Origin of the sequence: Campylobacter hyointestinalis subsp. lawsonii, assembly GCF_013372165.1 — a bacterium.
Lineage (GTDB): Bacteria > Campylobacterota > Campylobacteria > Campylobacterales > Campylobacteraceae > Campylobacter > Campylobacter lawsonii.
Window position 1 is genome coordinate 1,591,348 of record NZ_CP053828.1, and the last position, 14,246, is coordinate 1,605,593.

11 protein-coding genes and 1 tRNA gene are annotated in these 14,246 nt (G+C 31.7%); all 12 read right to left on the bottom strand.

Going from position 1 to position 14,246, the window contains the following annotated elements:
* Positions 1-2 precede the first annotated feature (2 nt).
* Positions 3-683 (bottom strand): response regulator transcription factor, encoded by a 681-nt coding sequence (locus CHLWT_RS08200; protein ID WP_063998789.1) that lies wholly within the window; start codon positions 681-683, stop codon positions 3-5.
* The gene (locus tag CHLWT_RS08205; protein WP_063998790.1) at positions 676-1,914 is read right to left on the bottom strand and encodes a PAS domain-containing sensor histidine kinase; all 1,239 of its coding nucleotides are present in this window, start codon (positions 1,912-1,914) and stop codon (positions 676-678) included. Before CHLWT_RS08205 ends, CHLWT_RS08200 begins: the two co-directional genes overlap by 8 nt.
* A complete protein-coding gene (locus tag CHLWT_RS08210) occupies positions 1,911-2,579 on the bottom strand; it encodes a sulfite exporter TauE/SafE family protein (RefSeq protein WP_111968776.1) in 669 nt (222 codons plus the stop codon). Before CHLWT_RS08210 ends, CHLWT_RS08205 begins: the two co-directional genes overlap by 4 nt.
* The gene (gene carA / locus CHLWT_RS08215; protein WP_112000661.1) at positions 2,580-3,698 is read right to left on the bottom strand and encodes a glutamine-hydrolyzing carbamoyl-phosphate synthase small subunit; all 1,119 of its coding nucleotides are present in this window, start codon (positions 3,696-3,698) and stop codon (positions 2,580-2,582) included.
* On the bottom strand, positions 3,698-4,249 hold the full coding sequence (locus CHLWT_RS08220) for a DUF507 family protein (protein ID WP_063998793.1): 552 nt from the start codon (positions 4,247-4,249) through the stop codon (positions 3,698-3,700). Before CHLWT_RS08220 ends, carA begins: the two co-directional genes overlap by 1 nt.
* A 146-nt stretch (positions 4,250-4,395) precedes the next feature.
* Positions 4,396-4,917 carry a MotE family protein gene (locus CHLWT_RS08225; RefSeq protein WP_063998794.1) on the bottom strand — a complete coding sequence of 174 codons (522 nt, stop codon included), beginning with the start codon at positions 4,915-4,917 and terminating at the stop codon, positions 4,396-4,398.
* Positions 4,917-5,339 (bottom strand): flagellar FliJ family protein, encoded by a 423-nt coding sequence (locus tag CHLWT_RS08230; RefSeq protein WP_063998795.1) that lies wholly within the window; start codon positions 5,337-5,339, stop codon positions 4,917-4,919. The genes CHLWT_RS08225 and CHLWT_RS08230 overlap by 1 nt, the downstream gene beginning before the upstream one ends.
* Positions 5,336-6,586, bottom strand: a complete 1,251-nt coding sequence (locus CHLWT_RS08235; protein ID WP_112000662.1) for an adenylosuccinate synthase — start codon at positions 6,584-6,586, stop codon at positions 5,336-5,338. Before CHLWT_RS08235 ends, CHLWT_RS08230 begins: the two co-directional genes overlap by 4 nt.
* Before the next feature lie 17 nt (positions 6,587-6,603).
* A complete protein-coding gene (locus tag CHLWT_RS08240; RefSeq protein WP_063998797.1) occupies positions 6,604-7,464 on the bottom strand; it encodes an ATP phosphoribosyltransferase regulatory subunit in 861 nt (286 codons plus the stop codon).
* Entirely contained in the window at positions 7,461-11,531 is a 4,071-nt protein-coding gene (locus tag CHLWT_RS08245; protein WP_112000187.1) for an EAL domain-containing protein, read from the bottom strand. The genes CHLWT_RS08240 and CHLWT_RS08245 overlap by 4 nt, the downstream gene beginning before the upstream one ends.
* Before the next feature lie 23 nt (positions 11,532-11,554).
* A tRNA-Sec gene (locus tag CHLWT_RS08250) sits at positions 11,555-11,652 on the bottom strand.
* 123 nt (positions 11,653-11,775) lie between these two features.
* Positions 11,776-14,244 (bottom strand): efflux RND transporter permease subunit, encoded by a 2,469-nt coding sequence (locus CHLWT_RS08255; RefSeq protein ID WP_112000188.1) that lies wholly within the window; start codon positions 14,242-14,244, stop codon positions 11,776-11,778.
* Positions 14,245-14,246 lie beyond the last annotated feature (2 nt).

Genomic DNA, 14,246 nt, shown 5'->3' on the forward strand with positions numbered 1-14,246 from the left:
TTCTACAAATTTGTTTCTATTTTGTAACCAAGACCCGGTACATTTTTAATCAAATTTGAACCTACTTTATCACGAATACGTTTAATAAACGTTCTAATCGCAGCGTCACTAACTTTTTCACCGACCCAAACGCTATTTTTTATCTCTTCATGCAACACTAAAGTTCCAAGTCTTTTTACTAAGATAGACACAAAAGCTAGCTCTTTTTTAGTAAGTGGGATTTCCTCGCCGCCTTTGATTAAGACTTTTTTTGTTCTGTTAAACGCATATCCATTTGCGATATCAATGATACTTGCTCCGTTTATCTTACTTTGAGCCAAATAAGATATCGATTCAAATAGCTCTTCCATATCTATAGGTTTTATGATGTATTTGTCTATGCCTATCTCTATGGCTTTTAAAAGCTTTTCTTTTTCGCTAAACGCACTAAGAACAACGATAGGAGAATCTTTTGAGATCTTTTTAATCTCTAGTGACATATCAAGTCCGTCCATAATCGGCATAGAAATGTCAGTTATAACGATATCTGGGCTAAATTTTTTAAACTTTTTTAAGCCTTCATCGCCATTTCCGGCAAGTAAAACTTTTTTAAAAACGCCATCCATAGCATTACCCATGCTAGTTCTAATTTTATCCTCATCTTCGACTAATAATACAGTAAGATTTTTTAGTGCTTCACTCATTTTCATCTCCTTTGTTTGTTGTAATTACTGGTATATTTATTTCAAAACAAGTTCCGAATTTGATATTTTTTACGCCTATTTTTCCATTTAATTTTTCTATAATCTGCTTACTCATATAAAGTCCAAGACCCGTACCTATACTCGGATGTTTCGTAGTAAAATAAGGCTCAAATATTTTATCTTTAGTATCGTCTTTGATGCCTCCTGCGTTATCGCAAATTTTGATATTTACGTAATTTTTGCCATTTTTTATAGAGAATTTAATAAGTTTTGTAGGAGGTTCTACATCTTTAAATGCATCTCTAGCATTTGTTAATATATTTACAAATACTTGAGAAAGTTCATTTCTATATCCCCTTACCCACGTATTTTGATCACAATTTATCTCAAGTTTTATCCCGTCTTTTTCAAGCGTTCTTTGTAGCATTAAAACTGCATCTTTAAGTGCAGAAGAAACTTCAAATTTCTCTTTTTTTGTATTTGAATTGAAAAAATTTCTAAAGTCTTCTATTGTGTTGCTCATACTTTTTATGACTGATTTTGAATGCTCATAAATATCTAAAAACTCATCATTTGGATTTGAAACTTGTTTGAGTCTAAAAAGATCTATGCTAAGCTCATTTAATGGCTGACGCCACTGATGGGCTATGTTTGCTAACATTTCTCCCATATTTGCAAGGCGACTTTGCTGAAACATCAGTTTAGTTTTTTCCTCGTTTTTGGCAACTTCTTGTAGGACTTTTTGTTCTAAATTTTTATTTAGATCTAGCAACTCTTTTGTCTGCTCTTCTACTTTATGCTCAAGAAGTAAATTTAACTCTTTAAGCTCATTTTGCGTTTTTAAAAGTCTTTCGTTTAGCAAAACGACTTCTGTCACATCATGCCTGATAGCTACAAATTCTTCTATATCCCCACTCTCGCCAAGTATAGGTATAATGGTGGTATTTAGATAAAAGCTACTACCATTTTTTGCTCTGTTTTTAACGATGCTTTTATGGACTTTTTTTGCCAAAATAGTATCCCAAAGCAGCTTGAAATTTTCACTAGGTACATCTGGGTGACGAACTATACTATGAGGCTGTCCGATGAGCTCCTTTCTACTATAACCGCTTATTTTACAAAACTCATCATTGACAAAAGTGATATAGCCATTGATGTCTGTTTTTGAGACTATGTTGCTCTTATCAATGGCATCTTGATACTGTTTAAGTTTAAAACTTAGATTATTCATTTTATAGCCATAAATCCTAAATATGCCAAATAAATACCATATAAAGATATGATAACAGACGAAAATAAATTTGCTATACTCTTAAATTTAGTACTCAAGCTATGAGCAATACCACTAAAAAAGAGCATAACTGGCAAAGTACTAAGACCAAAAATAAGCATAATAATAGATCCGTATAAAGCACTTCCACTACTAAGAGATAACGCTAAAAAATAATATACAATGCCACATGGTAAAAAACCATTTAAAAATCCAAGCATCATAAAAGAGACTAAACTATCTTTTTTAATCAGTTTTTTAAATTTGGGTATGATAAGTTTTTTAGCAAATGTATCGTTTTCTATAAAGCTTAGTAACTTGCCTCTTTTGATAAGTGCGATCCCTAAAATGACAAGAAAAATACCTAACAAAAAAAATATATAACCCTTAGCCACGCTACTAAAAATAATAGCAGAACCCAAAAAACCAAACAACAAACCAAGTACAATATATCCAAAAATTCTAGATATCTGATATGTAAAGCTAAAAATAGTGGCGCTAAAAGCGTTTTTATTTGCAAGTTTAGCACTATAAGCTATCACAAACCCGCCGCACATAAATATACAATGCGATATGCTTGCAAGAAATGCAACACTAATAACGCTCACTAAAGTAGCTATATCCATTTATAAAATCTCAATAAATTTTTTAAACATATATTTGCTTTCATTTGGACCGCTACTAGCTTCTGGGTGATGTTGCACAGAAAATACTTTATCGCCTTTATATCTAACGCCCTCTATGGTGTTGTCAAAAAGGTTTCTATGTGTGATTGTCGCTACTTCTGCTATACTTTCAGGAACATTATAATTATGATTTTGAGTAGTTATCTCTATGCTTTTTGTTTCTAAATTTAAAACAGGGTGATTTGCGCCGTGTTGTCCAAATTTAAGCTTGTAAGTTTCATATCCGTAGGCATTTGACAAAAGCTGATGCCCTAAACAAATTCCAAACATAGGAATGCCCTCTTTGATAAGTTTTTTGATCTCATTTATCTCATCAACTAGCATTTTTGGCTCACCAGGTCCGTTGCTCAAAAACACTCCGTTTATCTCGCCTTTTTTAAATTTATCTATTAAAAACTCAGCTTTAACGTCGTGAGGATAAACCTCTACTTCAAGTCCTACTTCGCAAAGCTCATTGAGTATATTTCTTTTTACGCCATAGTCTATAACAGCTACTTTTTTGCCGATAGATTTTAGTGAGCCATAGTTCATATTGCGGTGCTTCCACGCATTTTTGGAGTGAGTGTATCTGTTTTTTGTGCTTACTATGCTAACATAGTTTATCTCATCTATCCTAGCGCTATTTTCAAGCTCTTGTTTTAAAAGCTCTTTATCGCTGATCTCAGTAGATACGAAAACTCTCATATTTCCACTATCTCTTAACATCTTTGTAAGAAATCTAGTATCTATATCATACACACCAAATTTACCTTGCTCATAAAAGAATTTTTCTATACTTTTTTGACTTCTAAAATTGCTTGGTGTTTCATTAAAATTTCTTATAAATATACCACTTGCGTAAATTTTACTGCTTTCTTGATCATCGTCATTTATGCCCACTATACCGATCTCAGGCATAGTAAATACTATAAACTGTCCAGCATAGCTAGGGTCTGTGATGATCTCTTCATAGCCAGTTAATGACGTGTTAAATACAAGCTCACCAAAAGCACTTCCACCTTTTCCAAAAGCTTTAGCTTCAAGATAAATCCCGTTTTCAAGGTAAATATAAGCTTTCATCAAATCATCCCTTTTTTTCTTAGCTCTTCTTCATAAAGTTTTTCAAAGACAAGATCATACTCTTCAGTGCCAGGTATAAGCTTTCTTTTATAGTTTTCTAACTTATCTACAACTATATCTTCGATCTCTTCATAGCTATTTATATAGTCTTCGATTGCATTATAAATAATATTTTTTACTCTATTTTCTGAAACTTTATAATCTATAAAATTCTTTTTCCAAAGAAGCTCTAAGATCTCATGTGCCATGTGATTGTAACGATCTTCGTAAGTGAGTATCACGCCAAAATCTTTTGCAAGCCTTTTTTTTATAAGCCAAAACATATTTTTTCTATCAACTTGCATAAAATCCATTTCATTCTCGTTTTGATCCAAAATTTGTTTTACTTTTTCTTCTAATGCTTTTTCCTTATTTATATCATCTTCTAAGATATCTTTTATCAAGTTGATGGTGGGCTCGATACCGCCATTAAAGCTCACAAAACCACAGTTATAAAGATCTAGTCCGACTTTTCTTGCTATGTATGGTGCGTGTGGCAATTTTATACGCATAGACAACCTTTCACTTTTTTGTCATTATTTTAGCCAAATAAATGTAAAAAAAGAGTTAAACTAATGTGACATTTAAATTCTTTTAAAATTATGTTAAAGAGTAAAAATGTTTAAATTTTGAAAAGTAAATTTAATGGTTAAAAAAGCTATTTCGTAGCGTTATCTTCCATAAAAATTTCACTTTTTCTAAGCATACTAGTCAGTTCTGCAGCTACTGCTGGATCTGTTTTTGAAAGTATCGAAGATATTTTTTTAGGATTTAATGCGTATAAGATCTTTACGGCCTCTTCTCTTGGCAAAGAGCTTATAATACCGGCTGCTGGAGCATCTTTCATCTTTTCATAGACTTGCAAAACTTTATCACTTGTGATAGTTTTTAACTCACTTAGAATTTGCTCATTTTTAGAAACCAAATTCTCTATGCTCTCTTTTTGTCTGTTTATCTCTTCTAGGGTTTTATTTATGTCGCTTTCTTTTTTTAAAAGACTTTCTTCTCTTTTATCAAAAAGTGCTTTTGTAGCCGCTCTATAAGCCTCTAGCTCTTGTCTTGCACTATCAAGTTTTTCAAATTCTTTAAGTATCTCGTCTTTTTTAGCTTCATATATCGCATTCCAGTCATTAGCAAATAAATTTAAAAAAATAAACATTGAGATCAAAATGCTTTTCACTAATTTGCCTTTATAAAAGAGTATCTTTGGATAGCGATCTCATCAAGCATTATTGCTTCGTCTTTTTTTGCTTTTTCTAAAATTTTTTTAATCTCTTCTTGCTCTAAATATCTGATCTTTTCAAATTCCATATATGCTTTTTTATACTGAAGTTCATAGTGCATAATCTCTTTTTGATTAAGACTTAGCTTTTCTATAAGATCATCTTTATGTTCTCTTAAAAGTCTCTGCTCTTCCAAAGAAGACTTCATAACTATAAAATTTCCACCTTTTGGAAATTTATGCGAACTAAGTTCCAAAGTAGCTTTTTTAAGAAGATCTTCTAACTGCGAACGCAAAGTTCTACACTTTGCAAGGCAGATTTCTATCTTATCTAAATTTTGCTTTTTGAGCTTTATTACTTGGCTAAATTTAGTATTCATCTGATAATAGTATCGTTTCTCTCAGGGCTAGTTGATATAAATCCTACCTTTACTCCGGTTAGTTCTTCGATTCTTTCTATGTATTTTCTAGCATTAAGAGGAAGATCTTCGTATTTTTTGATGCCACTTATAGTATCCCAACCCGGTAGTTCTTCATATACCGGTTTTGCGTTTTGTAAATCAGCTGGGAAACAGTCTGTTATCTCGCCTTTATACTCATAAGCTTTACAAATTTTAACCGTTTTAAATCCATCTAAAACATCTAATTTCATAAGAGCGTAAGTATCGACTCCATTTAGCCTTGAAGCGTATTTTACGCCAACAGCGTCAAGCCAACCGCATCTTCTCTTACGTCCAGTAGTGGTGCCAAACTCTTTACCGATCTGACATAGTCTCTCTCCATCATCTCCTAAGTCTTCAGTAGGAAAAGCTCCATTTCCAACTCTTGTAGAATACGCTTTTATGATACCTATAACTTTTCCTATGCTTTTTGGACTAAGCCCTAGACCTGTACAAGCTCCTGCGCTTATAGTGTTTGAGCTAGTAACATACGGATATGTACCATGGTCTATATCAAGAAGAGTGCCTTGAGCTCCTTCAAGAAGAACTTTTTTATCATTATCTAAAGCTTTCCATAAAAGTTCTGTCGTATCTGTAATAAACGGCGATAAAACATCACTAAATCTAATAAGATCAGAAAGTATTTTGTCATGTTCAGGTATCTCTATGCCTAAAGCATCAAAATATACCTTATTTGTCTCAAAATCCATCATAAGGCTCTTGCATAAAGTTTTTGGATCTAAAAGCTCACCAACCCTATGTCCGCTTCTGCTAATCTTATCTGAATACGCAGGCCCTATGCCTTTTCCTGTTGTTCCTATGGCTTTATCGCCTTTTAACTTCTCTTTTGCTTGGTCGATCAAAGAGTGATGAGCTAAATTTAAATGTGCTCTATTGCTTATAAAAAGCCTACCTTTTAGATCTTCAAACTGCGCCATCTCGCTAATAAGAACCTCTGGATTTACAACAACACCATTTCCTATGATATTTATAATATTTTTATGCAAAATTCCACTTGGAACAAGGTGCAAAGCGTATCTTATGCCATCTACCCATATAGTATGACCGGCATTGTGTCCTCCGCCACTTCTACAAACTACGTCGTAATCTTGCGAAAGCATATCTACGATCTTACCTTTTCCTTCATCGCCCCATTGTATTCCAACTATCAAATCAGCCTTGTTCATAATCTATCCTTTTTATATTACTTACTCAAATACTCTATCAAGGCATCGCTAAAAACAGCAAAACCCACGGAAACTTTACCATCAATCTCATAGCTACCACCGCCACTTAAGATGGAATTATCGCATAAAAACCTAAAAAATAGCTTATCGTAATATCTCATTTTAGAATAATAAAGCGGTGCATAGACCTTATTTTCCCATTCAAATGAACCTGCTAAATCTTTTACTAAATTTAAAGGATCTTTTAGTTCAAAAGGTGCCATTTTTATAACTTCATCGATATCTTTTATATCTTTTATGGCAGTTAGTTTATTTAGCCAAGGCTGGTTGGTTCCTAATATAACTTCTAATCTTCCATTTTCAAACACACTAATGGGTAAATTTAAAAGTTTGCATATTATCTTTGGAATTTCTATATTGCTTATCTGACAATGCGGTTTTATATCAAGCTCTATAAAAAGCTCTTTAGCTATATCCATACATGCCTTTAGATCATCGCTACCTAGTATTTCAGCACCGATTTGATAAACTTCACTACTTGGATACTTAAAAACCGGCTGTATATAAAACCACTTTTTGGTATCGTCGTCTTTTATACGACGTGTTGCTATGCGAACCACATCGACTGTGCTATCTGCTCTAAGGCTTATCTCGTGATTGTTATTATCCGAAAATCTAAGTAATTTTTTAGGATCTACGCTTAAATGCTGATGATAACTAAAATACGGAGTTATGATCTCACTAAAACCGTGATTTAAAAGGATATCGCTAGCCTTATTTTCTATAAATCTTTTTAATTTTGCACTATTTCCAAAATACAACTTACTTCCATCTGGAATTTCGTGTTCATACACTGCTTTATCGATATTTTCGTTCAAATTTCATCTCCGTCTATTTTATTTAGTAAATCAGTTCTTATCTCTTTTAGTCTTGATATCAAATGGCTATTTTTATCTTTGCTATTGTAAATATCTGCTATCAAATTCTTAGACTCATCTAGCAACGGCTCAGAATATCTAGTGGCAAATTCTTCATGGGTTTTGAAGTATTTTTCAAATTCAAAATCCGTTTTCTCAGCGCTATTTAAATTTCTATCTTTAAATAATAATTTATATATAGAAGCTATCTCAAATGCATAAAATAAACATAAATCGCTTTTTAAATTTAAAGATTGAGCGATTTTAAACTCAAAATTATTCATAAAAGGCAAGATCTCATCTTCTCTCATAGGTTCTGATATTAGATTTCCTTGGATATTGTCAAATCCTATGCTTGAGACGATTTTATATATTCGTTCGTCACTTACGCCTTTGACTACTGGAGTCTTACCAAACGCCTTACAAACGCTATATATATTTTGCAATACTTCTATATTTGCACTATCTTCTAAGATCTCTAGCGCATAATCTTTATTTATCTTATAAATATCTGCCTCAATATATTTCATCGTTTTAATAAAAGCCGTATCTAAACCAAAATCATCAAATACCAAATTTATCCCTAGATCTTTATATTTAAAAATCCCATCAAAAGTAGCGCTTGTAGATAGCGGCACATCAGTAACTTCGATCTCTAAAAGATGACAAATATCACCATACTCACTACATAACTTTTTAAATTTATCAAAAAATAGCGGATCTCTTAGCTGTTTAAGAGGTATATTAACACTGATATTAGTATGTTTGAGTTTTTTTATGGTTGAAAGTGCAAATTTTATAACCCAAATACTAAAATCTGTTATCCATTCTTTATGTTTTAAAACATGTAAAAAATCAAGCGGTAGCATAATACCTTTTTGCGGATGTTTCCATCTAATCAAAGCTTCAAAGCTTACTATTTTTTTATCTTTCGTATTTACTACTGGTTGATACATCAAGATAAACTCATCGTGACTAAACTCATTATTTGACAAAATCATCTGGTTATAATAATCAAACAAAAAGTCTTTATCTTCATCAAAGATATAAAATCTATTTTTACCAAAATATTTTGCTTTATACATAGCCCAATCAGCTTGTTTTACAAGACCGCTTGTGTCTATATCTTCTTTTTGCGGATACAAAGTAGCACCGATGCTTACTCCAATTTTTATATTTATATCATTTATGATTATATCATCATTTACAGAGTTTAGTATATCATCAAATATAGTTTTTAAATTCTCTATATCATTTACATCTTTTATCAATGCTACAAACTCGTCTTTACCAAATCTAGCCAAAAGATTTTCTTTTAAAACTTCTTTTATACGAGATGAAACCTTGATCAAAACAGCGTCGCTGATATTGTGTCCGTATGTATCATTTGCTTGTTTAAAACCGTCTAAATCAAAATAAACCAAACCTAGCTTTTTATTATTTTCTTTGGATTCTTTCATAAATTTAGATAGTTTTTCTAAAACAAAAAATTTATTTGGAAGCTTTGTTAAAGGGTCAAAATGTGCTATTTGTTCAAATCTGACTTCATTTTTCTTAGACTGAGTTATATCTGAAAATATACCTACGTAGTTTTGCACTTCGCCATCGTCATTTTTCACAGAGCTTATGGTAAGCATCTCAAGATATACTTCTCCATTTTTACGTCTATTCCAAATTTCACCACGCCAAAAGCCAAATTCTTTCATATTTTTCCACATATCCGCATAAAAATCTACACTATATCTATTTGATGATAAAATATTTTGATTTTTTCCTATTACTTCTTCTTTAGAATAACCAGTTATTTGTGTAAATGCGTCATTTACGTCAAGTATATTTGCATACATATCAGTAATGGTTATGGCTTCCTTAGAGTATGAGAATATGTTTGCTATAAGCTTTAGCTGAGATTCTGTTTTTATTTGCTTACTTATATCTTCTATGGTACCGCATATATTTCCAATATCTTGATGAGAATTTAGCCTTTTGCCTTTTATTGCCATCCAGATTATTCTCTCATCTTTTGATATAAATCTTATCTCTAGATATAGATTATCTATATCTCCGTTTATACATTTTGTCTGCATTTTGTAGAATTTATCTATATCATTTTGATGGATAATCTTTGCAAGAGTTTCAAATTTTATCATTCCTAGCTCTTCTTGTTTGTATTCAAGAAGATCAAAAAAGTTATTTGAAAAGTGATAAGTTTGACTTTTGCAGTCATATTCAAAAGATATGGCAGATGACGCCCATAATAAATTTTGGTATTTATTGATCTTTTCTTTATACGTATCTTCTAATGCTTTTTGGCGACTATTTTTAAACATAAATAAAGTAACTATGATGCCATCAAAACTATCTTTTGAAATTTTAATATATACTTTAAACCATTCATATTTTTTACTCTTAAGAAATATCCTACAAGGTCTTTCAAACTCGCCATTAGACTCATGGTATGTTCCAAAAAGCTTGACTTTATGATTTATATCTCTTAATATAGGGATAATATCTTCTTCGTGAATGATGCTTTTAAACCCAAAATCATTGAAAATCATATCTTCTACATTATATCCAAGTATTTCAGATACGTTGTTTGAAATTTGCACGACTTTCCAAATCTCATCTAATTTAAACGAAACTATAAGCACAGGACTAAGCCCTAAAAGCTGTTTTTCTTTTCTAAGATTATCTATTTTTAGTTGATGCTCTGTGACGTCCCAGATTATCATAAAGTAAAAGCTGTTTAAATTCGTAATTATAGGCGTCGTGCTGATACGAACTTTTCTAAGATCTCCATTTGCCATTTTATGAGTACAAAGAATATTGCCACTATCATAAAGAGAATTTGCTTGAACGTGTGCGTATTTGTATGGATTGCAAGCTTGTAACTTATAAAAACTCATCGAAAGAAGATGAGTTTTATCATATCCGTAAAACTCAACAGCGGCGCTACTTGCATCTATGATCTGAGCCGTTTTAGCATCTATAAACAAGATATTTATACTGCTTTTTTGAAATATCAGCGCATACTGCTCTTTATAGTCCCTAAGATCATTTATAGCGATGAGTTCTTGCAGATAAATATCCATCATATTTTCTTGCACATCTTTAAAAGCACCACTAAGTTCGGATTGATAAAACTCACCTATCTTGAGCTTCTCAAGCACCTCTTTTAAATTTTTTATCTGCTTTACAAAACCTTCTCTTATAAAAAGAAAATTATCAAAAGCCAAAAGCACAAAAAGCACTAGAGCGATCAATGCCAAACTAAAAAATGCAAGATTTTCTTTAAAAATGTCCAAAAACGGCTTTTTAGAAACGATACCGATATTTAATATATCGTTAAAATTAACGTAGTAAAAACTAGCACCGCTCTCTCCATTAAATGAAATACCACAATTATCATTGCTTTTAAGATCATTTTTTAAGCTAAGCATATCATAGATATTTTCACCATTTCCATCTGATAGAAGAAAACCTGATGAATCTATAAAAAAAGTATCATTAGCAATTGATAAAGAATGCACCATTTTTGAGATATCTACTTGTGCTAAGATCTTTGTATCTTCATAGCTTGGTATAGTCATAAATACAGTAGCGTTGCCGTCATTATCAAATATAAATTTTGATACAAAAACACCATTTTCTATAAATTTTCTTTTTTTATCAAAAATCAAAAAGCTATCTAGGCTTTGTTCTGGATCGCCGTAAGTTTGTATTATTTTTAAATCTCTATCTAAAATATAAACGGCTTTTAAAAACATATGTGAATCTACGATCTGTTTAAATTTAGTAGTAGATATTTTTGAATCTTTTAGCAAAGAAAGATCATGATTTATAAAGTCTATTTTATTTATTATATTTGACATATAGTATAAATTTAACGTTTTTAGGTTGCTTTCTATCTTGTCAATTTTGATAGAAAATATAAAAACAATGAGAGAAATGATAGAGACAATAGATAAAATAGATATTAGGTAGGCTCGTTTAATAAGCCCATAAGAAAGCAGATCGCTACTAGACATGAACCCCTAACAAATAAGAAATTTGGCGAGAGAGTGAGTGAATCGAACACCCCACGAAACGGTCAACCGCCCCGTCACAGGATTTGAAGTCCTAGAACGCCACCAGGTCGTTTTACTCTCCATAATCTTGGGATTTTAGCAAATTTTTTATAAATTCAAGTTGAATACAGGCCAATATAAAAAATAATAAATTTTAAGTTAAAAATAAAAATATATGGTATGCCGCACATAAAGTCGTAGATATCTACTCTTTTTTAAGATTTGCAAAATAAAAAGATATGATCAAAGATGGCAGTAATAATAAAGCGCCACCAAGCATCATAAACATAACAAGATCTGTTAAAAATCCAAAATAAATAGTAGGCCAAAAGTTGCTAAAACACATAACGCTAAAGCCCAAAAATATCGCAAACGAAGTATATTGCATCGCATATCCTATACTTGTGTGAGCTGCTTTTATAGCACTTAGTCTATCTTTTGTCCTTAGCTCTATCTTGTATCTATGAACATAGTGTATGATATCATCAACGCCGATACCAAGACTAATGGCAGCTATCGTTATACTCATAATATCAAGTGGAATTCCAGCTATTCCCATGACGCCAAAAACAGCACAAAGTGGGATTAAATTTGAAACTATACCGATAAGAGAGAGTTTTACGCTTTTAAATATAAATACAAAAATCAAAAATAGTGCTAAAACAGCAAAGCCAAAAGTGCTAGTTTGTGAGGTTATAAGACTTTGAAGCATATTATTATAAAGCACCATAACGCCATGCACGCTTACTTCTACGTTATCATCTTTCAACAAAAGAGCAAGACTATTTTGAAGTGTCTTTATGAACTCGTCTCGCCTAAGATCTTTGCTGCTATCTATTGTCCTAGCTATAAAATGCACTTCGTTATCTTGTATGCTAATATATGGAGTAAGAAGTATCTGCTTATACTGCTCAGGTAGGCCGTTATATAATAATGCAAGGCTTAAAGAGTCTAGTTCTTCGCCTTTATTTAGACCTTTTGCGACTTCTAGTAAAGTCCCTAAAGAGCTAACATTTCCTATAAATTTATAATTTTGCAAGAAGCGATCTACTTTTTTTACTATATCCATTTTATACACAGAAAACCAGTACTGATGATCGTTTTCTTTGAGCTTAAATTCACTCTCGAAATCATCAAACGCATCTTCTTTAGAATCTCCACTTTGGTTTGTGGTTTGGTCTTTAAATTTGATTATGATATCAATAGGCACTGTTCCACCAAGCTTTGTGTCGATGACTTGCATACCTTTATAAATTTCTGTATCTTCTTTAAAATAACCTATAAAACTATTTTCAATTTTTATCTTAGATATACCATAAAGTCCAAAAATAAGCAACAAAATACTAAATATATAGATAGTTTTTCTATTTTTTATAGCAAAATTTGCACACCAAAGTGTGAGTTTAAAACTATTTTCAAAGTTGCATTTAGGATCTTTTTTAGATAGTAGCACCGTACTTGAGCCAAACACCACAAAAGCCACTATCAGCGAAACGCTTACGCCAACGCTCATCATTATTCCTAGCATTATTATAGGCTTGATATCGCTAAAGCATAAAGATACAAAACCAATAACAGTCGTAAATACGGCAAAAAAGCAAGGATTTGCGCGCGATCTCAAAGCTAGATAAACAAGTCTTTTTTGAGAATAATTTGGATGACGCAGATACAGCTCTCTATAGCCTGTAATCAAATGTATAACAACTGAAATCGTGATAATTAGCTGTAAAGCTATATAATTTGAACTTATGACTGTTATCTCAAACTTAAGCAGACCAAAAAGTCCGCTAGCTAAGATGGTGCTCACAAAACAGACCAAAACCGGGATCATAACAAACCTCATCTGTCTAAAGAACAGCCACAAACATAGCATCAAAAGTAAAAGAGCTGCTACTCCATATGTATAAAGATCGTTTTTGACATAGCTTATCATATCATCGGCGATCATATTTATACCACCTAAAAATAGTCTTTCATCGCCTCTATTTTCAGCTAAAATAGCTCTAATATCTTCTATATTTTTATGCTCTTTTATACGAATTTCATCGCGGTATTTTTTAAATTCCTTATTTAAATTTAAAAGCTCTATTTTTTCAAATTTATTTATAGTAGAGTTTGCCTCTTTTTCTTTTAGATATTCTCTTTTTTGCAAAAACTCATCGTATTTTTCATCTTCGTATAAATTTATAACTATAGCAGTAGTTTTAAAATCGCTACTTACGAGATTATTTTTATAAAGAGGACTATTTAAAAACTCAAATTTTGCAGCGTCTTGATTTATGTCTTCGTCTTTAAGGGTTGGGATATGTTTTATCAGATCGCTTAGAGGTATATCTTTGTTCTGCAAAAGCGGAGCATTTAATATAGAAAAAACACTTTTCACAGAGCTTAAATTTAAAAGCTGATTTGAAATTTTATCTATTTTAGCAAGTGTTTTTTGGGATAACAAATCATCTTTGGGGGTATAAGCGATGACTAAAAAATTTGGACTTTTATAACGTTTTGATATATCTCTCCAGATAGAAAGCTCCTTGTCGTTGTCTAAAAGAAGAGTTTGGGTAGAAGCGTCGATTTCTAGCTTTAAACTAAAAAATCCAAAAACGACCGATAAAACAATGCTTAAAAACAGCACTGTTTTGGGAAATTCTACTATAAATTTGAAAATATTTTTCATAT